This is a genomic window from Anabaena sphaerica FACHB-251 (assembly GCF_014696825.1).
Lineage (GTDB): Bacteria > Cyanobacteriota > Cyanobacteriia > Cyanobacteriales > Nostocaceae > RDYJ01.
The window spans coordinates 67,541-91,374 of sequence record NZ_JACJQU010000017.1 but is presented as its reverse complement, the minus strand read 5'-3'; the positions used below and the strand labels follow the sequence as shown (position 1 = coordinate 91,374).

The following is a 23,834-nucleotide window of genomic DNA, read 5'->3' as shown; positions in this document are numbered from 1 at the left end:
AGTCAGGTTTATATATACTAATAATAACTAAATCTATGAAACAAGCACGGCCAATTGCAGTTGATTTATTTGCAGGTGCAGGAGGGATGACACTTGGTTTTGAACAAGCTGGTTTTGATGTCCTAGCTTCTGTAGAATTAGACCCTATTCATTGTGCAGTTCATCAATTTAACTTTCCTTTCTGGCAAGTATTATGTAAAAGTGTAGAAGATACGACAGGTTTAGAAATTAGAAATAGTTCAAAAATAGGTAATCAAGAAATTGATGTTGTTTTTGGTGGTCCACCATGTCAAGGTTTTTCTTTAATTGGTAAACGTTCTTTTGATGACCCTAGAAATTCTTTAGTTTTTCATTTTATTAGGTTAGTTATAGAATTACAGCCTAAGTTTTTTATGATGGAAAATGTCAAAGGAATGACTGTAGGTAAACACAAAGAATTTATTGCGGAAATAATTGATAAATTTGAGAACAACGGTTATAAAGTCAATCATAATTATCAAGTTTTAAATGCTGCTAATTATGGAGTTCCCCAAAATCGCGAAAGATTATTTTTACTTGGTTGTCGTCAAGATTTAGAATTACCAAATTATCCAGATGCTATCACCTATCCAGCTAAATCAAATACTAAATTCAATAAAAATGCAGAACTACCATCAACACCTACAGTTTTAGAAGCATTGCAAGATTTACCAGAAATAGAAAATTATCCAGAATTATATCAACAAGATTGGGTAGTAGCTGATTTTGATAAACCTAGTGATTACGGTATGAAAATGCGTAATCTGTGCGTAGAGGAAACCAATCTTTCATATCCGCGTAAATTTGATCATAGTATTTTAACATCTAGTTTAAGAACAAAACATAGTCCTGAATCTATCAAAAGATTTGAGTTAACACCTCATGGTAAAAATGAACTAATAAGCCGTTTTTATAAACTTGCTCCTGACGGTTTATGTAATACACTCAGAGCAGGTACAGCTAGTAATAAAGGTGCTTTTACTTCTCCTCGTCCCATACATCCTTCTGTTCCCAGATGTATTACTGTACGTGAAGCTGCGCGTTTACATTCTTATCCTGACTGGTTTAGATTTCATCCTACAAAATGGCATGGTTTTAGACAAATTGGTAATTCTGTTCCTCCACTTTTAGCGCAAGCTGTAGCAGCAGAAATTATTAAGGTTTTAAATGTGGAAATTGCTCAAACTGCAATTATTCAAAATCTAGGGGATGAGAAATTATTAATTTTGAATATGTCAAAAGCTGTGAAACATTTTAATGTGAGTGCAAATATGATTGAACCAAGGGTAAGGAAGAATCGCACTACTGACTCATGAATTATGACCTATGTTAAGATATAAGATTAACAGTGACGAGTTAAAAAAAGCAATATTTTTATCACAATTGAAAGATGCAAATTCAACAAACTCATGCTTGGCCATCGACAGTTGAAGAAGCCATAACTATTCAAGAAACACTGCGAAATCAAGTTATTACCACAGATCAACTCAACACACCAATTCAATATGTTGCTGGTGTAGATATGGGTTTTCTCGAAGATGGTAAAATGAGTCGTGCAGCAGTAGCAGTGCTGAGTTTTCCTGATTTACAAGTTGTAGAAACCAGTCTTGCGTACCGTCCTACATCGTTTCCTTATATACCTGGCTTTTTATCTTTTCGGGAAATACCCGCTATTCTTGATGCCTTAGAAAAGATTAAAACTATACCTGATATAATATTGTGTGATGGTCAAGGAATTGCCCATCCTCGAAGATTAGGGATAGCTTGCCATTTAGGTGTTCTAGTAGATATACCAACAATAGGTGTTGCGAAATCTTTACTTATTGGCAAACATGAAGAATTACCAGAAACCAAAGGTAGTTTGCAACCATTAATACATAAAAATGAAACCGTTGGCGCAGTTTTACGGAGTCGTACCGGAGTGAAGCCTTTATATATCTCCAGTGGTCATCGCATCAGCTTACCAACAGCAATTGACTATGTATTACGCTGCACGCCAAAATATCGCTTACCAGAAACTACGCGCATTGCTGATAAACTCGCATCTGACAGATAAAGTCTAGATTTTGGAGATAATATTATTTGTGGAGATTTAATTTTCAAGACTTGCTAAATAGTTACCAATCATGTTAGGAATTCCACAGAATAAAGTTGAATTAATTAAATATTAAAGTTATCTAAGAACAATGAACGCACTAATTTTACAGTGGCACGAAGCAGGTCAAAATAAAACGCAACAAATTTATGAAAAACAACACAGCAAAAATCCTGGTACTTGCCGCATTGGTCGTGATCCACTGCGGTGCGATATTGTTTTAACTCATCCGACAGTATCTGGGTTACACATTGAAATATTTTTTGATTATCAGCAGCAACGTTTTTATATTAGAAATTTACGTGAACCAAACCCCCCGCAAATAGATGGTAAACCACTAGTCAAAGGAGAAATGCCTTTAATTGAAGGAAGCATTATTTATCTAGGACAACAACAACTCCAAGTTACTGCTATTTCTATTGATAGTATTCCCGCTACAATCATAGTTCAACCACCAGCACAAGCCGTACATCATCACCATAAACAGTCACTTCCGACACAACCAAATTTGGTGTATGGTTTAGAGTGTCCCAAATGTCATAAAATTTCCCCACCAGAAAACCTGCAAATAGGTTGTCCTTGGTGTGGTACATCTCTAGCAGCATCTGTCAGCGTGCTATTAGCACCGAGTCATTAAATTCAAAACTCTTGCCTTTTGCCTTTTGCCTCTTGCCTTCTGCCAATGACTCATGACAACTGACAAATGACTAACTTACAAATTCAATTAAGTTGGGAAGAACCAGCTACCGGAGAACGACGAGAACCTAAGTTAAATGTCCCTATTGCTTTTGGTCGAGAATTTGCGAAGTTACCAGCAGAAATTAGGGGTCAGCGTGTTTCTCGGATACTGCTAAATAGTAATGAAGTTTCTCGCTATCATGCCCTGATTGACTGGGAACAAGATTGGGAACAAAATAATTTTGTGGTCATTGACCAAAACAGTGTTAATGGGATGTTTGTGAATGGTCAACGCCAAACACGCTGTCAATTAGCTAATGGGGATACTTTGCAAATTGGTCCTTATATAATAACTGTGCAGTTTGGTCTTAATACTAATACCCCAACTCCTAATCATCCTTCCACAATTCAATTTAATCCAAATACTAATCTTCCAGATCCTAATTTATCTCCAGTCCGTTCTGTTACACCTGTAGCCAGTAATTTTCCACCCCCAGTATTTCAGGATAACAAAGTTGATTTACAAGCTATTCATGCTACGGGTTTACCTGTTGATGAATGTGATTATCTAGCAGTTGGGGCTGGTTTGGGTAGTTTTATATGGGTTGATTTATTAAGACTTAGCGGTGTTAAAGCTGAAAAAATTATTGCTGTGGGACTAGAAGCAGAACCTTATGCACGTTATAAACGTCTGTGTCTAAATTCCCAAATTCCTTTACATGAAAGATTGCGTTCTAATTCGGATTCTTGTCCTGATAATATTTGGGGCTGGCCTAGTTATGCTTTAAGAGAATCTTGGCATGATTTAACTAAGGGTAAAATAAATTCAGCATTTAAATATTTATGGCAAGTTTTTAGTGAACCAACTTTTGCAGAAACTTATACTCCTCGTGCTGGTAATGTTTTTGATTCTATAGATAGGGAAACTAAGCGTATTGGTTGGAATCAAATTTATCGTTATGGACGTGTGAGGTCTATTCGCAAAACGGAAGATGGTAGATATTGTGTTGCTTATTCTCGGAGTCCGGGAAATTATGCTTTTTTAGTTTGTCGTTATTTACATTTAGCTACGGGATATCCAGCTATTCAGTTTCTACCAGATTTACAAGCTTATCGGGAAAAATATCAAGATTTTAAATCTGTGGTCAATGCCTATGAAGATCATGTTCATGTATATGAACAGTTAGAAAAGCAAGGTGGTACTGTTTTAATTCGGGGACGGGGTATTGTAGCTTCTCGTATTGTTCAGCGCATTTATGAAGCGAGAAAACAAAATCGTAATATTACAGTTTTACATTTAATGCGATCGCCCAAACCCCACGGCAACAAATTTCAAAAAGCACAGCGTAGCGTCAAAAATCACTACGAGTTTCAACCCTTTAACTGGCCTAAAGCCTGTTGGGGCGGTGAACTACGAGTAATGTTAGAAAAAGCTACCCCGGAAGAACGTCAGGGTTTATTAGCCGACTGGGGTGGAACTACTACCGCAGACCGTGGAGACTGGCAACGTATCACTGAAGAAGGTATTAAAGAAGGCTGGTATCAAATCACTTTTGGTCAGGTCGTCGGTGTAGAACGGGATGCCCAAAACCGCACTATTACCCATATCCAAGAAAAAGGTTTTGGGGAAATGAAACTAACTGCCGATTTTATTATTGATGCTACTGGACTTGATGCCAAAGTAAATGCTAATCCCTTACTAGAAGATTTGGTAACACATTACAATTTGCCTTTAAATCATTTAGGGCGGTTAGTAGTAGCAAACAATTTTGAATTAGTTGAAATGCGTAACACTAAAGGTCAAATGTATGCATCTGGGGCAATAACTTTAGGTGGTCCCTATGCAGCAGTTGATAGTTTTTTGGGTTTGCAATACGCGGCGTTAGTTGCTGTTGATGGGCTATATACTGCCCGTGCGCCTGGAATTGGAAGTTTAAATAATTTTACTTCTTTGAATCAGTGGATTAAATGGGTTTTCAATCAGTCACCTTAGTAGGGAATAGGCAAAAGGCAAAAGGTAAAAGGTAAAAGGCAAAAGGCAAGAGTTATTAATTTTGAATTTATTTTTCCTCAATAGGACTTACGCAAGATTGAACTCAAAACCTGATTCTTGCGTAGGGGTAATACCCTTCGGGAAGCAAGCTACATGAATTACCCCTACTTCCGTTCAGTTGTGCGTAAGTCCTGCTCAATTACCAATTACCAATTACCAATCTACTCTGCGGCTAATCGTAAAGCAGGATAGGGGAAAAGACTTTGAAATCCTGCAAGACGGTCTTTTAATGCCTCTGAAGAATTGTTCCAAAGAGTTTCATAATAAAAGAAAACTACACCTAATCCTCGCTGTTGTGCTGCTCGTACTTGAGATTTAATTTGTCGCATTGATACCGGGCTAGTTCTTAACCCTGCCATAATTCCCACTCCAGTCGGAATTTTTTGTTGTACTTCTTGCATTTCTGGACGGGAAATTTTAGCGGTAAAACTTCCTAGATTATTCCGATAAACTTGTACAATTAGTTCATCTACTATGTTGAGCCTTACCCAACTTAGCCAGTCTTGTAGTTGCAGCTTGTAAGCAAAATCGTAGTAATTTGGCGAAACTGAAAAAATTGCTTTTGGTTTTATTTGCTTAATTCTTTGGTTAAGTCTGACCATGAAATCTGTGATTTTATTTGCTCTCCAGCTTACCCATTCTGGGTCTTGAGAATCTGCTGGGGGATTTTTTTTGGTTTCTTGACGGTATAAGGCAACTGTATATTTATCGTATCCAAATTCATGAGGTAAGCTCATGTGATCGTCAAACTGGATGCCATCAATATCATAGTTGTTAGCAAGTTCAACAAGCAGATCAGTAATAAACTGTTGTACTTCTGGATGGAAAGGATTTAACCATGAAACTTCACCAGCAGCACTAATGGAAGTTTCGCTACCGTTGCGCTTTTGGGTGAACCATTCCGGTTTATTTAATGCCAGTTCCGAACTTGGAGGAGCCATAAAACCAAATTCAAACCAAGGAACTACAAGTAAATTTTGACGATGGGCTTGATTAATTACGTCGGCAAGAATATCATGTCCATCTGAACCACGAAACACAAATGGTTGAATATCTAGACGTTTGGCTATGTTGCTGGGATACATTACATAACCAGAATTCCACACGACAGGATAAATAGTATTGAAGTTGAGTTTTCGCATTTTGGTAACAGCATCGTTAACCTTGGCACGATCTTTGAAGATGTTAAGATCATTATTGGTTATCCACACACCGCGAATTTCTTGACGTGGGATTTGAGCGTTAACGGGTGTAAAGGTATTTGTTAATAAGACTGTGACAAAGGAAATTAAAAACAAGAAGAGAAACAGCTTTTTAAATAATTTCTGATGCCAATTCATTGTTTGTCTATGTTGCGAACCTAAAAACAAGAAATTTAATTTCATCCTTTTGAATGATGTATTATGTAACCATTTATGCTGCCGCATCATCTTCTACCAGTTATATTGTTTAAGGGCGTTAGGAATTGTGAATAGGTAGTTGTTCATGGAATGCGATGCATTGTATTTTTCTGAAAAACTAATCTCCTCTGATAGAGTCTAATTATAATTGTTGACGTAGCTATATAAAAGTAGTGCCTGGTTTGAATATCTTTTCTATCTTTTCTGTTTGAGAGGATGTTTGAAAAGTCTAATTTGGGCGATTAGAAATCACATCTACACAGACAAAACCTGCCTACGCAGGTTTGAAAGCCTTAATTTTTCGTTAGTGGACTTTGCTTGTGTAGTAGCAAATTATATTCGCTGAGAACTTTTAAGACAACCTCTGAGGTCAATACTGTTCGGTTAAGGATTTTAGTAGGTTGGGTTGAACAAAGTGAAACCCAACAAACCCTTGTAAATGTTGGGTTTCGTTCCTCAACCCAACCTACATAATTTCATTGTCTTGAGCTTAACCGACAAGTATTGCCTCTGAGGTGATGTCAAAGAAATTGCGATCAGGTTTTTGGAGAAAAATAATTCAAAATTCAAAAACTTCAGCCCCCAGGAAAACGGGTTTGTTGAATTTTTGTTGAATTTTGGCTTTAGTTACAGAAAGTCTTGACTTACAGCAAAAAAAGCTAAAAAATATACCATAGAATAGTGTAACAGTGTATAGAATATTGTAAAGATATAAATTACACTGCTGTTTAAGATGCAAACTGTGAAGCCTTCCTCCTCAATGTTGTCTGTAACGCCAAAAGTATGCCAGCCTTTAAAAATTGTCGCCCTGGGAGATAGTTTAGTATATGGTTACGGCGACCCAGAAAAAGGCGGTTGGGTGGAACAACTGCGGCGGTGGTGGATGTTACCGGATAGTGTAGGTCATGTGCTTTATAATTTGGGTGTAAGGGGCGATCGCACTCAGCAAGTTTCCCAACGGTTAGAAGTAGAATTTCGTCACCGGGGAGAAATCAGAAACCGTGTCCCTGACCTCATTATCCTCTCTGTTGGCGTTAACGACTCACCCCGGTTAGGTCGTCCTAATGGCAAAAATTATACAGATTTTGCCGAATTTGAAACAGCGATCGCTACATTATTAGACCAAGCACAACAATTATGTCCCGTCCTCTTTGTCGGTATGGTTCCCGTCGATGAAACCAAAATGCCCTTCCTAGATTGTTTATATTACAATCATGCCGATCAATATCGCTACAAAGAAGCTACTCGTCAAGCTTGTAACCAACGACAAATTCCTTATTTAGATATATTTGATCAATGGATGTCACATAGTGAAACTTGGAGAAGTGAACGCATCACCGCAGATGGACTTCACCCCAATACACTCGGTTATCAAGACTTGTTAGAAGCTGTCCTCAATTGGTCTGAACTAGCTAAATATCATTGTCAAGTAGATTATCAACTTCAACTATAGTGTGTAAGAATTCACGAGTAGAGACGTTCCGCAGGAACGTTTCTACAGGAGTCAGATAAATAATTCTTGTTACCTATTCCCTAGTTACAATTTTGTATTTTTAATTTTTATGACTCCAACTTTATTTGGTCGTTGGCAAACCCGATTATTACTATTAGCAACTGTTGGTGTATTAGTATCCATCCCTTTCTCTACAGGGTTAATAGGTTCTGGTGCTAATAGCGTTTATTTCTGGATACTTGCTTATGTTGCTATTTTTGGTTTAGGTTGGGATGTTGTTTATAACTATCTGCAAAAATCTCGTTGGGATAGAGACTGGCCAGCAGTCTATCAACTTATTGCTGGTATTTGGGAAATGGTATTTGTTTTTTGTGGAGTGAAGATTTTTGGTTTTTTACCTATACCTTTACCAAAAAATGAACTACCAATAGGGGCGTTTTTTTTACATTATTTTCTAGTTTGGTTGGCGGTTTTTATCAGTTCTCAAAGTTTCATGAGAATTATTTTTCCCCGGTGGCGTTTTCGCGGTGGACAGTGGTTATAAAAGGCAGAGATTTTTTTCTCACGTAAAGACACTCCAGACGCAAAGAGAATACATGAATCAATTATTTAAAGTCCCTTTTTTTTAAGAGAATATTTGTCAATTTCAATATCTTATTACTAATTCTCTATATTCCTGCCTTCCCAAAGCTTGAATTTCCTCTTGCAAATGTTGCCAGTCTACTTCTAGAACTAACTTTTCTTCCAAAGCTTTAGCTTGTTGTTGTGTCCAAGCATAGAAGTCTTGAACATACAAAGAAAATTTATCCATATTCAGATAATTTCATTTTCATTGTCAAAAATATTTTAATTATATAACTTACCGACAACTTAACAAAGAAACATCAGATATTTTGTGTTTATTCTGTTCTTGAGTATACATCAATAGACAATTAGCAACATATTCTGCTAATATAACAGGAACAGCGTTACCAATCATCTGTTCTAGATCTGTTTTTGAACCTGAAAAAACAAAATCTTCAGGAAAAGTTTGAATATAACTTCTTTCAATAGTAGTTAAGGGACGTAAATCTGGCGTTACTGGTGCAACATCTCCCGGATGTTGTTGATAATTTTTAGGGATAGGTCTATTTACACCTCTGATAGTAGGACTAGGTTCATTAATACTAAAAATACCCCTTCTTTGATAACTTCTAGGATGTCTATAATAATATTCAATCCCTAAACTATTTCCTAAATAATCTCGAATGGTTGTCGGTTTTTTAGCTAAATTTGCCTCTAAATAAGGTTGTAAATTATCATCTTTACCACCCAGTTCTCCTATACAGAAAAATCTTTTTCTCTTTTGTGGTACACCACATAAACTAGCATCTAACACTTTTTCACTTAAACCATAACCAGCAAATTTCAGAATTTGCCTAAATTCTTGATATTTATTGGATTTTCTAAATAAATCGACATTTTCAATTACAAACCATTGACTACCAACATTAGCTACTATTTCGGCAAATGTAATACTTAAATTTCCTCTACCTAAATCTTCATTACGCTTACCAGCACTAGAAAAATCTTGGCATGGTGGTCCACCAATAATTACATCTGGTAAGAATTGTTTAAATATTGAATAATTTGCAGAATGATTATTTATTTGACTAATATCATATTCAATAATTTGATGATTAAAGTTTTTTTGATAAACATTTATTGCTGGTTTCCAGTTCTCAAATGCAGCAACAATTTCAAATCCACAGTTTTGAAACCCTAATGATAAACCACCACACCCAGAAAATAAATCTATAACTTTTAGCATAAATTATTGTAGTTGCATATTCATTATATTTCCTATAATATATCATCAAAAATTTCAGGATTACTCAAGATTATGGCATCAAATCTTCGCTCAGGACTTAAAAAGTTTTGTCCTCCTCCTAAAATTATATTTTTGATTTCTTGTTTTGTAATTCGGGGTTGAATCAAATTATCACAAGTCATATATAGACGAGTATTTGAGCCACTTAAAGCAAAAGCTTTATCATTCTTGGTATTATAGGTTAATGTATCAATAACTAATTTATGATTTATTTTACCAACAAGAGCAAATTCGTATAACATCTTTGCCAACCATACAACAGAACGCATAGGTCTTTGTATAGTTTCTTCTGATTTAGCTAATCTTTTAGTAATATCAACAAAAAGTCTTGTAAATCCGAAGTTACTCCAAACAAAAATATCTAAGCAATTTTGATAAAGCTTGGAAGTTTTACCTAATGTTTTCCATACTGGTTGCATGACTAATGGAGATTGAATTTCAAGATTTTCACTTAATAAAGTATCTAAACAATCTACAATTTGAGGTATAAAAGGTAATACCTGACGTATATTTGACCAATCTTCAATTTGACTACATACAGGTTGAAGATAATTTAGTAGCTTATCTCTCGAATTTTCAAACTCATGAGCAATACTGAGAGCAAGATATATGATAGTATCTGGTCTGGTAACAATTTCACAACCATATTGATTATCTGGTAAACGATAAGTTGAGTTGTCAGGTAATGCTGTTAACTTGATTTCTATACTTCGTAAACAGGCATCATTTCTATTAATATCGTGAGTTACTAAATCAACTCGTGGCAGTTTGCCTGTAACTATTTTTCTATAGGGTACATAATCACTTTCAAAGGAGAAAAATAAATTAGGAGAAAGAGGGGCAATACCAAATATTTGATTAACATCTATTTCTTGATGCTGAATTTTTAAGTTTTTATCCAGGATTAAATAATTTAGCTTCATTCCTTTATGATACATATAACAAGCTAATGATGCAGGAAAGGAATTATTAAATTGATTTTTACCCCAGCTTTCTCTTTGAGAAAAATCTCGATTAGAATAAAGTAGTCCGAATAATCCCACCTGTATTTGATCAAAATTCATAATATTGAAATATGCTAAAATATGAATTATTTATCCAGAGTAATACTATATCATAAGTAATATTTTGATTTAGTTAACAATACTTATTGTACACTTACTATCTAAAAATTGCGTCTTTGCATGAGATATAAAAAATTTGTTTATTTATTTTTCTTACTTTGCGCGAAACCTTAACATGAGAAAACCGCCTATTGATATTAAAATTAACAGCAAAATAAGCGGTTTTTCAGGTTATTTAAGAATGAGTATTAGTTGTTAGCAGCAGCTAACTCTGCTAAACGCTCTTGTTGGTCTTGAGATATACAAGATTGGACTAAAGTTTCTAAATCGCCTTCCAAGACAGGGTTAAGGGTAAAATTTTGACCTAAACGGTGGTCAGTCACCCGGCTATCTTTATAATTGTAGGTGCGAATTTTTTCAGAACGGGAACCTGTACCTACTTGCGATCGCCTCATAGAAGTGACAGCTTCTTGTTGTTCCCGTAGCTTCATTTCATAGAGTTTCGCCCGCAAAATTTGCATCGCCCGTTCTTTGTTTTGTAACTGGCTGCGTTCTTCTGTACAGAAAATTCTGATTCCTGTTGGTTTGTGGAACAAGTCAGCGGCTGTTTCTACCTTGTTAACGTTTTGTCCACCAGCACCACCAGAACGGGCTGTACTCATTTCAATATCTTTCGGGTCAATATGAATTTCTACTTCATCCACTTCCGGCATAATTGCGATAGTGGCTGTAGAAGTGTGAACTCTTCCCCCAGCTTCCGTGGCGGGGACGCGCTGCACACGATGTACACCAGCTTCAAACTTCAGCTTACTGTAAACGCTGTCGCCTTGAATTTCTAAAATCACTTCTTTGAAGCCGCCCATATCACCGAGAGACTCGCTGACTAGCTTCACTCTCCAGCCTTGAGTATCAGCATAGCGGGAATACATCCGCAGCAAATCTCCAGCCCAAATACTAGCTTCATCGCCACCAGTCCCAGCGCGAATTTCCAACATGATGTTTTTATCATCATTGGGGTCACGGGGTAGCAGTAACACCTTCAAACGACTTTCCAGGTATTCCAGCTTTTCTACTAATTCATTGACTTCCAAAGCTGCCATTTCTTGCAACTCTGGATCACTATTTGCTTCTTTGAGTACCTGACGCGCCCCTATTAATTCTTCCTGGGCTGTTTTCCAAGTTTCGTAGGTATTAACTACTTCTTCCAAAGAAGAACGAGACTTGGCAATTTTTTGATACTCATCAGGGTTTTTAGTCGTATCAGGATCACCCAGACGACGAGTTAATTCATGAAAGGTTTGTTCAACAGATTTAAGTTTCTCCAGCAGGTATGATTCAGCCATGACGCGTGCGATTGCTCCTAAAAAATAACAAGTGTGGCTACTGCATTAAATGACAAGCGACCCTACATCAATGCAGGGTCGTCGTTAAAAGCTACAGCCAACCAGCTACTTTTTGTCTTTGCTGCTTTGCTCGCTAGACATACCATATTTACGGAGGAAGCGTTCAACTCTACCCTCAGCGTCAATAATTTTCTGAGTGCCTGTGTAAAATGGGTGGTTTCCAGACCAAACATCTACGTGTAATTCGGGTTTGGTAGAACCAATAGTCATCACAACTTGACCGTTGCAGTAGACTTTTGCCTCTGGATACCACTGGGGATGAATATCAGATTTAGCCATTGTTCCTTTTGTGGTGTTTTTCTATCAGAATTATAACTAGGATTGGGGACTAGGGACTGGGGAGTGGGGACTGGGGAAAATTTAGAATACCTTCTGCCTCCTGCCTCCTGCCTCCTGCCTCCTGCCTTACCGTTTGGAGTATTGAGGAGCTTTCCGGGCTTTGTGTAAACCGTATTTTTTGCGTTCTTTAGCTCGTGGGTCACGAGTTAGATAGCCTTCGGTTTTCAAAGGTGAGCGATTATCTGGGTCTAGCTGACATAAAGCACGAGCAACTCCCAAACGAATAGAATCTGCTTGTCCTGTCAAGCCACCACCTTCGGCTTTCACCAAAATGTCGTATTCGCTTTCTAGTCCCAAAGTCTCTAAGGGTGCTTTGATAGCTCCTAAGTAGTTGGCATTGAATTGGAAGTATAATTCTCCATCTTTGCCGTTGACTACAAATTTACCTTCGCCTGGAACTAGGCGTACCCGTGCTACTGCTGATTTACGACGGCCAGTACCCCAGTAAACGGCGCGACCGCTGTTAGCTTCTGCTACTTGCATTAGTTTTCTCCAGGAATTGTATTAATAATGAGTTCTTTTGGTTGTTGCGCTGCGTGGGGATGGGTAGGTCCAGCGTAGACTTTCAATTTTGTGAATAATTGCTTACCCAAGCTATTTTTAGGCAACATACCTTTAACGGCGTGTTCTAAAATCCTTTCTGGTAGGCGCTGTTGCAGTTTGGCAAAAGTTTCTGTCTTCATCCCACCAGGACGACCGGAATGGCGACGGTAAAGTTTTTGGGTACGTTTTTTACCTGTAACTGCTACTTTTTCGGCGTTAATGACAACAACGAAATCACCTGTGTCTAAGTGGGGAGTATATTCGACTTTTCTTTTGCCTCTTAGAACCATAGCAATTTCGCTGGCTAGTCGGCCGAGACGTTTATCGGTGGCATCTACTATGTACCACTCGCGCTCAAGGGATGCTTGAGGAGGAAGGTAAGTTTTACTACTCATTGTTATTTGTCCTTTGTTTTTTGTTGTTGGTCCGTTGCTGGTTGTCAGTTGTCAGTCGTTAGTTGTCAGTGGTTATTCTCCACTGTTACCTGTTCCCTGTCACCTGTCACCTTTCCATCATGACCAAACACTAAATATGGTAGGGTGTCATACCAAATTTCCGAGGGAAAAGGAAAATCTGGATACCCTACTCTTAACAAGCATAAGCCTTGGGGTGGTGCGGCATATTTCACTTTTTCCCGGCGTTGTTCTTTCCAAATGTCGGTGAAATCATCGAGCGATCGCTGTCCAGAACCTACTTCTACCAGCATCCCTACCAACAGCCGCACCATGCCATACAAAAATCCATTTGCCTGAATTTCAATATGGATAAAGGAACCGCTACGACGACACTCTACTGCTTGTACTTCTACCCAGGAATGCGATCGTGCTGATCCTGCACGATGAAAAGCCGCTAAATGATGTTTTCCCAGCAGAGGTTTAAGGGCAGCTTGAATTAAGGATTCATCCAAGGGAGCATAATAATAATGCCAACTGAAGGAGTTCACAAACAAGTTTGGTAGAGCTTCAGTATAGATTGTGTACCGATACCGTCGGAACATTGCACTAAAGCGAGCGTGCCAACGGTCGTTTACACCCGCCGAAGCTCTGATTAATATATCCGGGGGTAGGTAACTGTTCAGAACTGTTGCCCACTTGTGCGCGGGAATTAAACCTGTGGCATCAAAATGGGCTACTTGAGCAGATGCGTGAACTCCGGCATCGGTTCGCCCTGCGCCGTGGAGTGTCACATGATACCCCAGAACAGTAGCTATAGCTGTTTCTATCTCTTCTTGGACGGTTCGCTGCGCCTTTTGCCGTTGCCAGCCATGAAAACTAGTGCCTAGATACTGAATGACCAAGGCTACTCGGTAAGTTGGTGTCGGCTGGCGGCTTTCTAACATACTGGTTTTGTCAGTGGTCAGTGGTCAGTGAGCAGTTTTGATTCTTCACTGTTCCCTGTTCCCTGTTCCCTGTTCCCTTAAACTAATTCAATAATCGCCATTTCCGCATTATCACCACGACGGGGAATGGTATGCAGAATGCGAGTATAACCCCCTTGACGGTTAGCATACCGAGTGGGTGCTTGCTCAAATAAGGCATGAACTAGGGTTTTGTCGTAGATGTAGCCCAGTGCTTCCCGACGTGCTGCTAAAGAACCATCTTTAGCTAGGGTGATCATCTTCTCTGCTTCACTCCGCAGGACTTTAGCGCGGATTAAAGTAGTGGTAATCCGACCATGACGGATTAGCTCGGTGGTCAGCGATCGCAACAGAGCGCGACGCTGGTCAGCTGGTTTACCAAGTTTTTTGACTCGACAACGGTGACGCATAATAATGCACTATGACTTATTAGGGACTGAAATTAACTTTGTTTAGAACCTCTTTCCTGCGGTAAAGTAATGCCTAAGCGACGCTGTAAAGCTTCCACTACCTCTTCCGCTGACTTTTGACCAAAGTTTTTGATTTCTAGGAGGTCTTCTTGGGTATAATCCAACAAATCTGCCACAGAGTTAACTTGCGCTCGTTTGAGACAGTTATATGCCCGGACAGAAAGTTGCAATTCTTCAATGGGAATCTGAGCAGTTGGATCGTCTGGAATATCTGAACCAGTATCCGTTGGTTCCAGGGAGATATCTTTCAACGGGTTGAATAAATCTACCAAAATTCCCGCAGAGGAAGATAGTGCTTCTTGAGGGGAAAGACTGCCGTTAGTCCAAACTTCTAACAGCAGTCGATCTTTGAGGGTTCCATCCCCACGGGCTTCTTCAACGCTATAGTTGACTTTTCGCACCGGCATAAACACCGAGTCAATTTGCAGAAAGTCCAAAGATGTGGCTTCTTCCCTTCCGCGCTCTACAGTGCGATAACCTTTACCTCTCTCGATCCGAAATTCCATTTCCAGTTTGCCACCTTCGGCGATGGTAGCTACATACTGCGTTGGATCGATCACTTCTACTTCACTTGGCAAATCAAAATGTGCCGCTGTGATTGTTGCAGGACCATTAACTAGTAACCGACCAATTTGGGGTTGAGAGGAATAGCTTTTGAGGATAACTTCCTTCATTCGCATGAGAATTTCCAGCACATCTTCCCGCACGCCAGGAACTGTGGCAAACTCATGACTAACCCCAGCTATACGCACTGCTGTAACTGCTGTTCCCTCTAGATTGGAAAGCAAAACCCGCCGTAACGCGTTGCCTACAGTTGTTCCTTGACCACGTTCTAGCGGTTCGAGAACAAATTTACTGTAATGGCTCCGACTTTCCTCTGTATTAGACTCTACACATTCAATTTGAAACTGCGCCACGGAGTAGCCTCCCTTTTAAGGTGCTGCTAGCAGGCATTGATTTGCCTCTCGAATTCACTTTATGCTCTGATCTATGGCTGTGGTTGATCAAACTGCCAACATCTAAGGGCGTTAAAGTTTGATTTTCCAATTCAACCCGCAGGCACTGAAAATATTTTGGATTGTCGAAAGTTTAGCAGCCCTCCCTATAGGAAGAGCTGATGTGCTTCCTAGTCACCGCATGGATCTGAAGAGAACAAGTATTAACTTTGCTTAAGCAGTTAATACTCTATAAGCCCCAGATAGCCTTGTAGGTGATTTGCTTTAACATTAACTTCCCGCCTGATCGTGCTTAACAGTTGACAGTTAAACTCGACGGCGCTTGGGTGGACGGCAGCCATTGTGAGGAATCGGGGTAATATCCCGAATCAGCGTAATTTCCAGTCCTGCTCCTTGCAGCGCCCGGATAGCAGTTTCTCTACCTGCTCCAGGTCCGCTGACCATGACTTCAATTTGACGCATCCCTTGATCGATGGCTCGGCGGCCTGCACTTTCAGCAGCGGTTTGTGCTGCGAAGGGTGTTCCCTTTTTTGCCCCCTTAAATCCACTAGAACCAGCACTTGCCCAGGAGATGACATCTCCATTTTGGTCGGTAATGGTGACAATGCTATTGTTGAAAGTAGACTGAATGTAGGCCATGCCGTTGGGTACGTTCCGTTTCTGCTTCTTGCTCCCGGATTTTTTAGTTGGTTGTCTTGCCATGTTTGTTTAGTGAATTTAAGGTAAAACTTGCTTGGATGAGCAAGCCAAGAAAAATTATTTGCCAGGGGCTTTCTTCTTCCCAGCCACTGTCTGTCTTCTTCCGCGTCTGGTTCTGGCGTTGGTGCGGGTTCTTTGTCCTCTCACAGGTAAACCCATGCGATGACGACGACCTCGATAACAGCCAATATCAACTAGGCGTTTGATGTTCATCGCCTCTAAGCGCCGTAAGTCTCCTTCAACTTGATAGTTGCTTTCTATTTCGGCTCTCAGGGCTGCTACATCAGCATCACTTAAGTCTTTAACGCGGGTGTCTGGGTTCACACCGCTGGCTGCTAGGATTTCCTGCGACCTTGATAACCCAATTCCGTAAATGTAAGTCAGACCAATCTCTACGCGCTTATCGCGGGGAAGGTCTACTCCCGAAATCCGTGCCACAATGAATATCTCCCTCTTTTGTTCGTATTCGCAGTTGCCAAAACGTAATTAAGCAGGTCCTTTGGTTTTGATGGTGATTTGGGAATGCACCAGACTCTGGTAGTTCAGAGTTTTATCCTTGACGTTGCTTGTGTTTTGGGTTTTCACAAATCACCATGACGCGACCACGGCGTTTGATCACGCTGCACTTTTCACAGATTTTTTTGACTGAGGCTCTGACTTTCATGCCTTTTCTACTTGACTCCAAATGGTAAATTATAGCATTTCTAGAGAAATTATTTCAGTTAAGTAAATGGGTAAATCCCAAAAAAGCTGATTTATGGTAAGATTCTCTACATTATTTTTACTTTTTCCGTAGTCGATAGGTGATTCTGCCTTTTGTCAGGTCGTAGGGAGTTAACTCCACTTTGACGCGATCGCCAGGTAAAATTTTGATGTAATTACGGCGAATTTTGCCGGAAATGTGTGCTAAGACATTAAAACCGTTGTCCAAATCAACACGAAACATTGCATTAGGCAATGACTCGGTGACAGTCCCTTCCATTTCAATCAAATCTTGTTTAGACAAGTTTTTTCCTCAACTCAACAATTTTTTGTTCCGTTGCCACAGATGCAATCGGTAAGACAACACAACTTGCGAAATATATCAACAGTTTATTAATATATCTTAGCTAAAAGGGACTGGGGACGGGGGATGGGGAAAAGGCACTTATGCAAAAGTAAAGATAAATATTCCCTTTTGTTTGCCTGATCTTTTCTGCTCTCCTATGTTTCCCCGGACTGTCCCTTTAAGCAGCTATGACGTTTTTTAATTCGGTGGTGACTTCTTCTGGGGACTGATTACCGTTAACAGTCAAAAGTTTGTGGCGATCGCTGTAATAGTCAATCAAGGGTGCAGTTTCATCGCGGTATACTTCTAAACGACGACGAATCACTTCTTCGCTATCGTCTTTGCGTCCACGTCCCAGCAACCGAGAGATAACTATTTCATCTGGTGCATCTAAGTTGACTGCCTTTTCGCCACTCTGCCCTGTTTCTGCCAGTAATTCTGCCAAAAATACCGCCTGGGTTACTTTGCGGGGAAAGCCATCAAGAATCCAACCGTTTTCAGTATCTGGTTGAAAAAGGCGTTCCTTAACCAAATCTTCCACAAGTTGATCAGGAACTAACTCACCCTGATCCATATAGCTTTGGGCTTTGATACCCAAAGAAGTTTGGTCTTGAATGGCTTGCCGTAAAATGTCACCAGTAGAAATATGGGGAATATTCAAAAAATCAGCCAAAATTTTGGACTGAGTTCCTTTACCAGCACCTGGTGGTCCCAAGAAGATTAATCGCGTCACTATTGTTTCACCATTCCTTCATAGCGTTGAGAGATAACGTAGGTTTGAATTTGTCTTGCCGTATCAATTGCCACGCCCACTAAAATCAACAAAGAGGTAGCACCCAAACCTCTAAAAGTAGGGACATTTAAGGTACTTTCTATAGCTGTAGGGATAATTGCCACTAAACCTAAGAAAAGTGAGCCTAAAAAAGTCAGTCGGTTGCTAACACGCTCAATATACTCACTGGTAGCCTTACCGGGGCGAATACCGGGAATACTCGAACCCATTTTCTTCAAGTTTTGTGCCACATCTACTGGGTTAAGAATCAAGGAAGAATAGAAGTAGCTAAAGAAGATAATGGAAACCATGTATACCAAAGCATAAACCCAAGAACCAGAACCGCTAGGACTCAGATAGGTGTTAACGATATTTGCCAAATCAGCATTTTTTGTGAAGTTGGCAATTAGCAGTGGCAAACTGAGGATAGCCGCAGCAAAAATGATCGGCATCACACCACCTTGATTCAAACGTAAAGGCAAAAAGCTACGCTGTTCTGCTAATACTCTACGTCCTACTTGACGACGGGCGGAAATAATCGGGATGCGGCGCATTCCTTCCTGTACAAACACAATTCCTACAATTGTCATGAGGAAAACTAGTAACAGGACAATCACACGACCAACAACTTCTCTACCACCCACTTGTACCAAGTCAATGGTATTGCCTAAAGATTTTGGTAAAGAAGCCACAATATTGACAAAAATCAACAAAGATGCGCCATTACCAATACCCCGTTCTGTGATCAGTTCTGATGCCCACATCACGAACATTGAACCAGCAGTAAGAGCGATCGCCGTTTCCGCTACAAACAAAGGGCCTGGATTCAAAGCAAATTGTTGCAGGAATAATGCCGAAAAAGCTACACTTTGAACAATCGCCCAAACTACAGTTACATAGCGGGTAATTTGCGATATTTTCCGCCGACCTGCTTCCCCTTCATTTTTCTGTAAATTTTCTAAAGATGGAATAGCAGCAGTCAGCAATTGGATGATAATGGACGCATTAATAAAGGGCAAAATCCCCAAGGCGAATACGCCCAAAGTAGAGAGTCCCCGTCCCGAAAATATATCCAATAATCCGAAGATGGAATTATTGCCGGATATAGCTTCTGCAAATCTCTCGCGATTAATTCCTGGTACTGGTAAAAAGATGCCCAGGCGAACCAAAATTAAAATACCGACCGTAACAAGCAGCCTACCTCTCAGTCCAGCTGCTTGCGCCATCTGCATAAAAGTTTCTTGAGCCGTTGGGGCTTTGTCTCGACTGATCATAGAGTGCTACCTTTATAGTGAACCAGGCGCTGGAAGCGAGTTGACTAGCTGGGGATGCTCCGTCCTGGCTCAGTCTAAGACGTGACAACTCCCGCCAGCTGCCTCAATTTTGCTGCGAGCTTGGCCTGTGAAAGCTGCCGCTTGTACATTGAGCGGAACGCCCAATTCTCCATTGCCTAATATTTTCAATGGACCTTTAACAGATGTAACAATACCGGACTCTTTCAAAGAAGCTAAAGTTACTTCTGAATTAGCGGCTAGAGAGGCCAACTTCTCTACATTTATCGTAGTGTAAATTTTACGATTAACGACAGGAAAGCCTTTGAGCTTGGGTATACGGCGGTACAATGGCTGTTGACCCCCCTCAAATCCTGGTCTAGTGCTGCTACCAGAGCGGGATTTTTGACCCCGCATACCTAAACCTGCACTAGCGCCTTGTCCGGCAGAAATACCTCTACCTACACGCTTACGGCGTTTTTTTGAGCCTTTTTGGGGCTTAACATCGTTGAGTCTCATTTTGATTTGGGATTTTAGATTTGGGATTGATAATCTCGTTTTGCTTGTGGATTTTAGATAAAAAATCCAATATCAAAGCTTTACTAAATATAGAGATTCTCGATGGCAATGCCCCGATCTTCAGCGACTTCAGCAAATGTCCGCAGTGTAGATAGAGCATTAACGGCGGCTCTAGCATTATTCAGAGGATTATTAGAGCCGAGTTGTTTAGCGAGAACGTTACGTACTCCTGCCAACTCTAAGACAGTCCGAACTGCACCACCAGCGATTACCCCTGTACCTGGTGCTGCTGGGCGCATCATTACCTTAGCTCCTCCACCGATACCATCGATGGGATGGGGGATGGAGTTAGATTTGGTAATAGGAATATCAATCAGATGTTTTTTACCATCTGCGACACCTTTTTTGACTGCACCAATTACATCAGAGGCTTTGCCTACTCCCACACCAACTTGGCCGCGCTCGTTTCCAACGACTACAATTGCCCGGAAGCTGAGTTTTTTACCACCTTTGACGACTTTACTAACACGACGGATTTGAATCACCCTTTCTTGCCAGTTAGTTTCTTCTTTTTTTGCTTTGTTTGCTTTACGACGACCCGTTGCCATAATCAATGCTCTCTCAACGTCAGTTGTCAGTTGTCAGTTGTCAGTTGTCAGTTATCAGTTATCAGTTATTACTGTTCCCTGTTCCCTGACAGATGACTTTAGAAATCTAAACCAGCTTCGCGTGCTGCTTCAGCTAGTGCTTTGATGCGACCATGATAGAGGTTGCCACCGCGATCAAAAACGACTTTGGTGATGCCTTTTTCTAAGGAGCGCACTGCTATCAACTTACCAACTTGCGCTGAAGCATCACAGTTAGCTCCAGAAGCTAAATTAGACTTCAACTCTGGTTCTACGGTTGATGCAGCCACGATGGTTTGATGCTGTGTATCATCAATCAATTGAGCATAAATATGCTCATTGGAGCGAAATACAGCTAGGCGTGGGCGTTCTGGGGAACCGCTAACTTTACCACGCACGCGCCGATGGCGACGCTGTTTTGATTCTCTACGAGTAAGTTTCATGTTTACTTCTTACCACCCTTACCAGTCTTACCAGCTTTGCGTCTGACCACTTCACCGGCATAGCGAATGCCTTTACCTTTGTAGGGTTCTGGTGGACGAACGGCACGAATTTTAGCTGCTGTGTTACCTACTATTTCCTTGTCATAACCACTAACGATGACGTTAGTGTTATTTTCTACAGCAAACTGAATTCCCTCTGGTGGCTCAATTTGTACCTGATGGCTATAACCGATATTCAACACTAGGTTACGGCCTTGAACTTGGGCGCGATAACCGACCCCTTGAATTTCCAACCGCCGTTGAAAACCTTGGGAAACTCCTTCGACCATGTTGGCAACCAAGGTACGGCTTAAACCGTGCATTTGCCTTGAGGTACGGGTTTCATCCCGACGTGTCACCAAAAGTGTTTCGCCTTCTTGAGCAACCATGACATGAGCAGGTAGTTCACGAGAAAGTTCTCCTTTTGGACCTTTCACCACTACCTTTGTGCCATCAATCGCCACTTGTACTTTGGCGGGAACAGTAATTGGACGTTTACCAATACGAGACATGACTTAATTTTGTCCTTTGTCCTTTGTCAATTGTCATCTGTTAGTTGTCAGTTGTCAGTTGTCAGTTTTAGGTGGAACTGAACTATTGACGTTCGCGAATGCGTGCCGGAGGCATTTGACGACTACCAAACGTAGCAAAGCACTTCACCACCCAGGTTTTGACGACGCGCTTCGCGGTCAGTCATAATCCCACTGGATGTGGAAATAACGGCGATACCGATACCACCTAGTACTCTGGGTAATTCTTTTCTGTTGGAGTAAACGCGCAAACCTGGTTTACTCACGCGCTTCAAGGCTGTAATTAGGGGTTGACGATTCTTACCTTTGTATTTCAAGGAAATTACTAGGTTAAGCTTTATCCCTTCTCCAGATTCCGCAATTTCAGCAATAAAGCCTTCTTGCTGTAGTACTTTAGCAATACTACGAGTCATTTTTGTGGCTGGCACTAGTGTAGTTTGATGCCTTGCCAGGTTAGCATTGCGGATGCGCGTCAGCATATCTGCAATTGTGTCGTTAGCCGCCATCGTTCCCTCTTTAGATGAACTTATTGATCGCGAAAGGGCATTCCCATTTCTTTTAGTAAGGCACGTCCTTCTTCGTCGTTTTTCGCTGTGGTGATGATAGAAATATCTAGACCACGGATTTGATCGATGCTATCGTACTCGACTTCTGGAAAAATCAGCTGTTCTCGTACACCCAGAGTATAGTTACCCCGTCCGTCAAAGCTTTTGGGGCTAATACCGCGAAAGTCGCGGATTCTAGGTAATGATAGGCTAATCAGTCGGTCGAGAAAGGCATACATCCGTTCGCCTCTGAGAGTCACCATGATGCCCACAGGCATACCTTGACGAATTTTGAAGCCAGCGATCGCCTTTTTTGCCCTTGTCACTACTGGTTTTTGACCAGTGATCACTGCAATCTCGTTTAAAGATGCTTCTAATGCTTTAGCATTTTGAGCAGCTTCTCCCAAACCCCGGTTAATAGTTATTTTCACCACCTTCGGTACTTGATGAACGTTGGTGTATTGAAACTGTTGGGTTAGTTTGGGGACAATTGTCTCTTGGTATAAATTTTTGAGTCTTGTTGTCGCCATAGTTATTTGTCCTTATTATCCCTGGGCTTGGTCAGGGAAAGTTTTTTGTCAGTTGTCAGTTGTTCTTAACAAATGAGCAATGACCGATGAATGACTATTTATCGAGGATTTCACCTGTTTTCTTGAGCATTCTCACTTTCTTACCTTCGGCGGTGAAAGTGTAGCAGACTCGACTAGCGACGTTTTGCTTGGTGGAATAAAGCATAACGTTAGAGCTATGAATGGGATACTCCTGGGTGACTATCTGCCCAGATTCCCCTTCTTGCTGAGGTTTAACGTGCTTTGTTTTGATATTCACACCTTTGATCAGGACTTTGCTGAGTTGGGGTAGTGCTTTAATTACTTCCCCAACTTTACCCTTATCTTTACCAGCTATCACTTGTACAGTGTCGCCAGTTTTGACGTGCATTTTATGAAAAACTTTCGGTTGTGGCTTTGCCATTACAGCACCTCCGGCGCGAGAGAAACTATTTTGGTAAAGTTTTTATCGCGTAATTCCCGTGCCACTGGTCCGAAAACCCGTGTACCTCTAGGATTACCATCTTTGTTGATGATGACTGCGGCATTATCATCAAAACGAATGCTCATGCCACTGTCACGATTTATACTTTTTCTGGTGCGGACAATTACTGCTTCCACGACATCAGACTTTTTCACAGCCATGTTGGGTGAGGACTCTTTAACAACAGCGATAATTTTATCGCCCACGCCACCGTAGCGGCGGTTGCCTGCACCTAATACGCGGATACACATGAGTTTTTTGGCACCGCTATTATCTGCGACATTCAGATAAGTTTGGGGTTGAATCACAACTTAGTCTCCCGGATAGAGTTGTTAATTTGATAACAACTATTTATGTTGTAGCTTTAGCGTTGAGGATTTCTGTAACTTGCCAACGCTTAGTTTTGCTCAGGGGTCGAGTTTCCTGAATACGCACGCGATCGCCCACTTTGCAGTGATTATCTTCATCGTGAGCCTTATAGCGCCGGGTTCGAACTACGATTTTGCCGTACTTGGGGTGAGGAGCGCGGTTTTCCACAGCAACTACCACTGTTTTTTGCATTTTATCGCTCACTACCAAGCCAACTCGTTCCTTGACTGCCATAATCTCCT

32 protein-coding genes are annotated in these 23,834 nt (G+C 40.7%); 6 read left to right on the top strand and 26 right to left on the bottom strand.

Going from position 1 to position 23,834, the window contains the following annotated elements; translation table 11 throughout:
- The first annotated feature begins 35 nt into the window (after nucleotides 1-35).
- The 4 genes from H6G06_RS21615 (at nucleotide 36) to H6G06_RS21600 (ending at nucleotide 4,784) form a co-directional block, all read left to right on the top strand.
- Nucleotides 36-1,334, top strand: a complete 1,299-nt coding sequence (locus tag H6G06_RS21615; protein WP_190563892.1) for a DNA cytosine methyltransferase — start codon at nucleotides 36-38, stop codon at nucleotides 1,332-1,334.
- A gap of 74 nt (nucleotides 1,335-1,408) precedes the next feature.
- On the top strand, nucleotides 1,409-2,074 hold the full coding sequence (gene nfi, locus H6G06_RS21610; RefSeq protein ID WP_190563890.1) for a deoxyribonuclease V: 666 nt from the start codon (nucleotides 1,409-1,411) through the stop codon (nucleotides 2,072-2,074).
- Nucleotides 2,075-2,204: 130 nt separating this feature from the next.
- The gene (locus H6G06_RS21605) at nucleotides 2,205-2,750 is read left to right on the top strand and encodes an FHA domain-containing protein (RefSeq protein WP_190563887.1); all 546 of its coding nucleotides are present in this window, start codon (nucleotides 2,205-2,207) and stop codon (nucleotides 2,748-2,750) included.
- A 66-nt stretch (nucleotides 2,751-2,816) separates the two neighbouring features.
- The gene (locus H6G06_RS21600; protein ID WP_190563885.1) at nucleotides 2,817-4,784 is read left to right on the top strand and encodes an FHA domain-containing protein; all 1,968 of its coding nucleotides are present in this window, start codon (nucleotides 2,817-2,819) and stop codon (nucleotides 4,782-4,784) included.
- A 221-nt stretch (nucleotides 4,785-5,005) separates the two neighbouring features.
- Here H6G06_RS21600 and H6G06_RS21595 read toward each other — a convergent pair whose 3' ends face one another.
- The gene (locus H6G06_RS21595; protein WP_242039811.1) at nucleotides 5,006-6,184 is read right to left on the bottom strand and encodes a glycoside hydrolase family 10-like protein; all 1,179 of its coding nucleotides are present in this window, start codon (nucleotides 6,182-6,184) and stop codon (nucleotides 5,006-5,008) included.
- Nucleotides 6,185-6,977: 793 nt separating this feature from the next.
- Between H6G06_RS21595 and H6G06_RS21590 the strand changes: the two genes are divergently transcribed.
- Nucleotides 6,978-7,697 (top strand): GDSL-type esterase/lipase family protein, encoded by a 720-nt coding sequence (locus H6G06_RS21590; RefSeq protein WP_190563883.1) that lies wholly within the window; start codon nucleotides 6,978-6,980, stop codon nucleotides 7,695-7,697.
- 109 nt (nucleotides 7,698-7,806) lie between these two features.
- Nucleotides 7,807-8,241, top strand: coding sequence for a hypothetical protein (locus H6G06_RS21585; protein ID WP_190563881.1), 435 nt, complete (start codon nucleotides 7,807-7,809; stop codon nucleotides 8,239-8,241).
- Between the two features lie 102 nt (nucleotides 8,242-8,343).
- On the opposite strand, the gene H6G06_RS21580 is transcribed toward H6G06_RS21585, so the two are convergent.
- The 25 genes from H6G06_RS21580 to rpsQ form a co-directional block, all read right to left on the bottom strand.
- Nucleotides 8,344-8,508 (bottom strand): DUF29 family protein, encoded by a 165-nt coding sequence (locus tag H6G06_RS21580; protein WP_242039810.1) that lies wholly within the window; start codon nucleotides 8,506-8,508, stop codon nucleotides 8,344-8,346.
- Between the two features lie 48 nt (nucleotides 8,509-8,556).
- Nucleotides 8,557-9,507, bottom strand: coding sequence for a DNA cytosine methyltransferase (locus H6G06_RS21575; RefSeq protein WP_190563879.1), 951 nt, complete (start codon nucleotides 9,505-9,507; stop codon nucleotides 8,557-8,559).
- Between the two features lie 32 nt (nucleotides 9,508-9,539).
- On the bottom strand, nucleotides 9,540-10,631 hold the full coding sequence (locus H6G06_RS21570) for a HindVP family restriction endonuclease (RefSeq protein WP_190563877.1): 1,092 nt from the start codon (nucleotides 10,629-10,631) through the stop codon (nucleotides 9,540-9,542).
- A 248-nt stretch (nucleotides 10,632-10,879) separates the two neighbouring features.
- Nucleotides 10,880-11,974, bottom strand: coding sequence for a peptide chain release factor 1 (prfA, locus tag H6G06_RS21565; RefSeq protein WP_190563875.1), 1,095 nt, complete (start codon nucleotides 11,972-11,974; stop codon nucleotides 10,880-10,882).
- Between the two features lie 105 nt (nucleotides 11,975-12,079).
- Entirely contained in the window at nucleotides 12,080-12,313 is a 234-nt protein-coding gene (gene rpmE, locus H6G06_RS21560; RefSeq protein WP_190563873.1) for a 50S ribosomal protein L31, read from the bottom strand.
- Nucleotides 12,314-12,439: 126 nt separating this feature from the next.
- Nucleotides 12,440-12,856: a 30S ribosomal protein S9 gene (gene rpsI, locus H6G06_RS21555; protein ID WP_190563871.1), complete on the bottom strand. Its 417-nt coding sequence runs from the start codon at nucleotides 12,854-12,856 to the stop codon at nucleotides 12,440-12,442.
- Complete coding sequence (gene rplM, locus H6G06_RS21550; protein WP_190563869.1) at nucleotides 12,856-13,311, bottom strand: 50S ribosomal protein L13; 456 nt, start codon at nucleotides 13,309-13,311, stop codon at nucleotides 12,856-12,858. Before rplM ends, rpsI begins: the two co-directional genes overlap by 1 nt.
- Before the next feature lie 65 nt (nucleotides 13,312-13,376).
- Nucleotides 13,377-14,255, bottom strand: a complete 879-nt coding sequence (gene truA, locus H6G06_RS21545; protein WP_190563867.1) for a tRNA pseudouridine(38-40) synthase TruA — start codon at nucleotides 14,253-14,255, stop codon at nucleotides 13,377-13,379.
- A 77-nt stretch (nucleotides 14,256-14,332) separates the two neighbouring features.
- A complete protein-coding gene (gene rplQ, locus H6G06_RS21540; protein ID WP_190563865.1) occupies nucleotides 14,333-14,683 on the bottom strand; it encodes a 50S ribosomal protein L17 in 351 nt (116 codons plus the stop codon).
- A gap of 32 nt (nucleotides 14,684-14,715) precedes the next feature.
- Nucleotides 14,716-15,660, bottom strand: a complete 945-nt coding sequence (locus H6G06_RS21535) for a DNA-directed RNA polymerase subunit alpha (RefSeq protein ID WP_190563863.1) — start codon at nucleotides 15,658-15,660, stop codon at nucleotides 14,716-14,718.
- Nucleotides 15,661-16,005: 345 nt separating this feature from the next.
- Nucleotides 16,006-16,401, bottom strand: a complete 396-nt coding sequence (gene rpsK / locus H6G06_RS21530; RefSeq protein ID WP_015215932.1) for a 30S ribosomal protein S11 — start codon at nucleotides 16,399-16,401, stop codon at nucleotides 16,006-16,008.
- Between the two features lie 54 nt (nucleotides 16,402-16,455).
- Nucleotides 16,456-16,836 carry a 30S ribosomal protein S13 gene (rpsM, locus tag H6G06_RS21525; RefSeq protein WP_190563861.1) on the bottom strand — a complete coding sequence of 127 codons (381 nt, stop codon included), beginning with the start codon at nucleotides 16,834-16,836 and terminating at the stop codon, nucleotides 16,456-16,458.
- A gap of 112 nt (nucleotides 16,837-16,948) precedes the next feature.
- Complete coding sequence (gene rpmJ / locus H6G06_RS21520; RefSeq protein ID WP_015079193.1) at nucleotides 16,949-17,062, bottom strand: 50S ribosomal protein L36; 114 nt, start codon at nucleotides 17,060-17,062, stop codon at nucleotides 16,949-16,951.
- A 117-nt stretch (nucleotides 17,063-17,179) separates the two neighbouring features.
- Complete coding sequence (gene infA, locus H6G06_RS21515) at nucleotides 17,180-17,404, bottom strand: translation initiation factor IF-1 (RefSeq protein WP_006276978.1); 225 nt, start codon at nucleotides 17,402-17,404, stop codon at nucleotides 17,180-17,182.
- 220 nt (nucleotides 17,405-17,624) lie between these two features.
- Nucleotides 17,625-18,179, bottom strand: coding sequence for an adenylate kinase (locus tag H6G06_RS21510; protein WP_190563859.1), 555 nt, complete (start codon nucleotides 18,177-18,179; stop codon nucleotides 17,625-17,627).
- On the bottom strand, nucleotides 18,179-19,492 hold the full coding sequence (gene secY, locus H6G06_RS21505) for a preprotein translocase subunit SecY (RefSeq protein WP_190563857.1): 1,314 nt from the start codon (nucleotides 19,490-19,492) through the stop codon (nucleotides 18,179-18,181). The genes H6G06_RS21510 and secY overlap by 1 nt, the downstream gene beginning before the upstream one ends.
- Nucleotides 19,493-19,561: 69 nt before the next feature.
- Entirely contained in the window at nucleotides 19,562-20,008 is a 447-nt protein-coding gene (rplO, locus tag H6G06_RS21500; RefSeq protein ID WP_190563855.1) for a 50S ribosomal protein L15, read from the bottom strand.
- Between the two features lie 83 nt (nucleotides 20,009-20,091).
- The gene (gene rpsE, locus H6G06_RS21495) at nucleotides 20,092-20,616 is read right to left on the bottom strand and encodes a 30S ribosomal protein S5 (RefSeq protein ID WP_190563853.1); all 525 of its coding nucleotides are present in this window, start codon (nucleotides 20,614-20,616) and stop codon (nucleotides 20,092-20,094) included.
- Nucleotides 20,617-20,714: 98 nt separating this feature from the next.
- Nucleotides 20,715-21,077 carry a 50S ribosomal protein L18 gene (rplR, locus tag H6G06_RS21490; protein ID WP_190563851.1) on the bottom strand — a complete coding sequence of 121 codons (363 nt, stop codon included), beginning with the start codon at nucleotides 21,075-21,077 and terminating at the stop codon, nucleotides 20,715-20,717.
- 2 nt (nucleotides 21,078-21,079) lie between these two features.
- The gene (gene rplF / locus H6G06_RS21485) at nucleotides 21,080-21,628 is read right to left on the bottom strand and encodes a 50S ribosomal protein L6 (protein WP_190563849.1); all 549 of its coding nucleotides are present in this window, start codon (nucleotides 21,626-21,628) and stop codon (nucleotides 21,080-21,082) included.
- A 122-nt stretch (nucleotides 21,629-21,750) separates the two neighbouring features.
- A complete protein-coding gene (gene rpsH, locus H6G06_RS21480; RefSeq protein ID WP_190563847.1) occupies nucleotides 21,751-22,152 on the bottom strand; it encodes a 30S ribosomal protein S8 in 402 nt (133 codons plus the stop codon).
- Nucleotides 22,153-22,172: 20 nt separating this feature from the next.
- Nucleotides 22,173-22,721, bottom strand: a complete 549-nt coding sequence (rplE, locus tag H6G06_RS21475; protein WP_190563845.1) for a 50S ribosomal protein L5 — start codon at nucleotides 22,719-22,721, stop codon at nucleotides 22,173-22,175.
- Nucleotides 22,722-22,815: 94 nt separating this feature from the next.
- Nucleotides 22,816-23,163 (bottom strand): 50S ribosomal protein L24, encoded by a 348-nt coding sequence (gene rplX, locus H6G06_RS21470; protein ID WP_242039809.1) that lies wholly within the window; start codon nucleotides 23,161-23,163, stop codon nucleotides 22,816-22,818.
- Nucleotides 23,163-23,531, bottom strand: coding sequence for a 50S ribosomal protein L14 (gene rplN, locus H6G06_RS21465; RefSeq protein WP_190563843.1), 369 nt, complete (start codon nucleotides 23,529-23,531; stop codon nucleotides 23,163-23,165). Before rplN ends, rplX begins: the two co-directional genes overlap by 1 nt.
- 43 nt (nucleotides 23,532-23,574) lie before the next feature.
- On the bottom strand, nucleotides 23,575-23,826 hold the full coding sequence (gene rpsQ / locus H6G06_RS21460; RefSeq protein WP_190563841.1) for a 30S ribosomal protein S17: 252 nt from the start codon (nucleotides 23,824-23,826) through the stop codon (nucleotides 23,575-23,577).
- Nucleotides 23,827-23,834 lie beyond the last annotated feature (8 nt).

What these genes read in the sequence shown, in the direction of transcription:
- H6G06_RS21615 (WP_190563892.1), top strand. Translation starts at nt 36, where the DNA reads ATGAAACAAGCACGGCCAATTGCAGTTGATTTATTTGCAGGTGCAGGA.
- nfi (WP_190563890.1), top strand. Translation starts at nt 1,409, where the DNA reads ATGCAAATTCAACAAACTCATGCTTGGCCATCGACAGTTGAAGAAGCC.
- H6G06_RS21605 (WP_190563887.1), top strand. Translation starts at nt 2,205, where the DNA reads ATGAACGCACTAATTTTACAGTGGCACGAAGCAGGTCAAAATAAAACG.
- H6G06_RS21600 (WP_190563885.1), top strand. Translation starts at nt 2,817, where the DNA reads ATGACTAACTTACAAATTCAATTAAGTTGGGAAGAACCAGCTACCGGA.
- H6G06_RS21595 (WP_242039811.1), bottom strand. Translation starts at nt 6,184, where the DNA reads ATGAATTGGCATCAGAAATTATTTAAAAAGCTGTTTCTCTTCTTGTTT.
- H6G06_RS21590 (WP_190563883.1), top strand. Translation starts at nt 6,978, where the DNA reads ATGCAAACTGTGAAGCCTTCCTCCTCAATGTTGTCTGTAACGCCAAAA.
- H6G06_RS21585 (WP_190563881.1), top strand. Translation starts at nt 7,807, where the DNA reads ATGACTCCAACTTTATTTGGTCGTTGGCAAACCCGATTATTACTATTA.
- H6G06_RS21580 (WP_242039810.1), bottom strand. Translation starts at nt 8,508, where the DNA reads ATGGATAAATTTTCTTTGTATGTTCAAGACTTCTATGCTTGGACACAA.
- H6G06_RS21575 (WP_190563879.1), bottom strand. Translation starts at nt 9,507, where the DNA reads ATGCTAAAAGTTATAGATTTATTTTCTGGGTGTGGTGGTTTATCATTA.
- H6G06_RS21570 (WP_190563877.1), bottom strand. Translation starts at nt 10,631, where the DNA reads ATGAATTTTGATCAAATACAGGTGGGATTATTCGGACTACTTTATTCT.
- prfA (WP_190563875.1), bottom strand. Translation starts at nt 11,974, where the DNA reads ATGGCTGAATCATACCTGCTGGAGAAACTTAAATCTGTTGAACAAACC.
- rpmE (WP_190563873.1), bottom strand. Translation starts at nt 12,313, where the DNA reads ATGGCTAAATCTGATATTCATCCCCAGTGGTATCCAGAGGCAAAAGTC.
- rpsI (WP_190563871.1), bottom strand. Translation starts at nt 12,856, where the DNA reads ATGCAAGTAGCAGAAGCTAACAGCGGTCGCGCCGTTTACTGGGGTACT.
- rplM (WP_190563869.1), bottom strand. Translation starts at nt 13,311, where the DNA reads ATGAGTAGTAAAACTTACCTTCCTCCTCAAGCATCCCTTGAGCGCGAG.
- truA (WP_190563867.1), bottom strand. Translation starts at nt 14,255, where the DNA reads ATGTTAGAAAGCCGCCAGCCGACACCAACTTACCGAGTAGCCTTGGTC.
- rplQ (WP_190563865.1), bottom strand. Translation starts at nt 14,683, where the DNA reads ATGCGTCACCGTTGTCGAGTCAAAAAACTTGGTAAACCAGCTGACCAG.
- rpsK (WP_015215932.1), bottom strand. Translation starts at nt 16,401, where the DNA reads ATGGCAAGACAACCAACTAAAAAATCCGGGAGCAAGAAGCAGAAACGG.
- rpmJ (WP_015079193.1), bottom strand. Translation starts at nt 17,062, where the DNA reads ATGAAAGTCAGAGCCTCAGTCAAAAAAATCTGTGAAAAGTGCAGCGTG.
- secY (WP_190563857.1), bottom strand. Translation starts at nt 19,492, where the DNA reads ATGATCAGTCGAGACAAAGCCCCAACGGCTCAAGAAACTTTTATGCAG.
- rplO (WP_190563855.1), bottom strand. Translation starts at nt 20,008, where the DNA reads ATGAGACTCAACGATGTTAAGCCCCAAAAAGGCTCAAAAAAACGCCGT.
- rpsE (WP_190563853.1), bottom strand. Translation starts at nt 20,616, where the DNA reads ATGGCAACGGGTCGTCGTAAAGCAAACAAAGCAAAAAAAGAAGAAACT.
- rplR (WP_190563851.1), bottom strand. Translation starts at nt 21,077, where the DNA reads ATGAAACTTACTCGTAGAGAATCAAAACAGCGTCGCCATCGGCGCGTG.
- rplF (WP_190563849.1), bottom strand. Translation starts at nt 21,628, where the DNA reads ATGTCTCGTATTGGTAAACGTCCAATTACTGTTCCCGCCAAAGTACAA.
- rpsH (WP_190563847.1), bottom strand. Translation starts at nt 22,152, where the DNA reads ATGGCGGCTAACGACACAATTGCAGATATGCTGACGCGCATCCGCAAT.
- rplE (WP_190563845.1), bottom strand. Translation starts at nt 22,721, where the DNA reads ATGGCGACAACAAGACTCAAAAATTTATACCAAGAGACAATTGTCCCC.
- rplX (WP_242039809.1), bottom strand. Translation starts at nt 23,163, where the DNA reads ATGGCAAAGCCACAACCGAAAGTTTTTCATAAAATGCACGTCAAAACT.
- rpsQ (WP_190563841.1), bottom strand. Translation starts at nt 23,826, where the DNA reads ATGGCAGTCAAGGAACGAGTTGGCTTGGTAGTGAGCGATAAAATGCAA.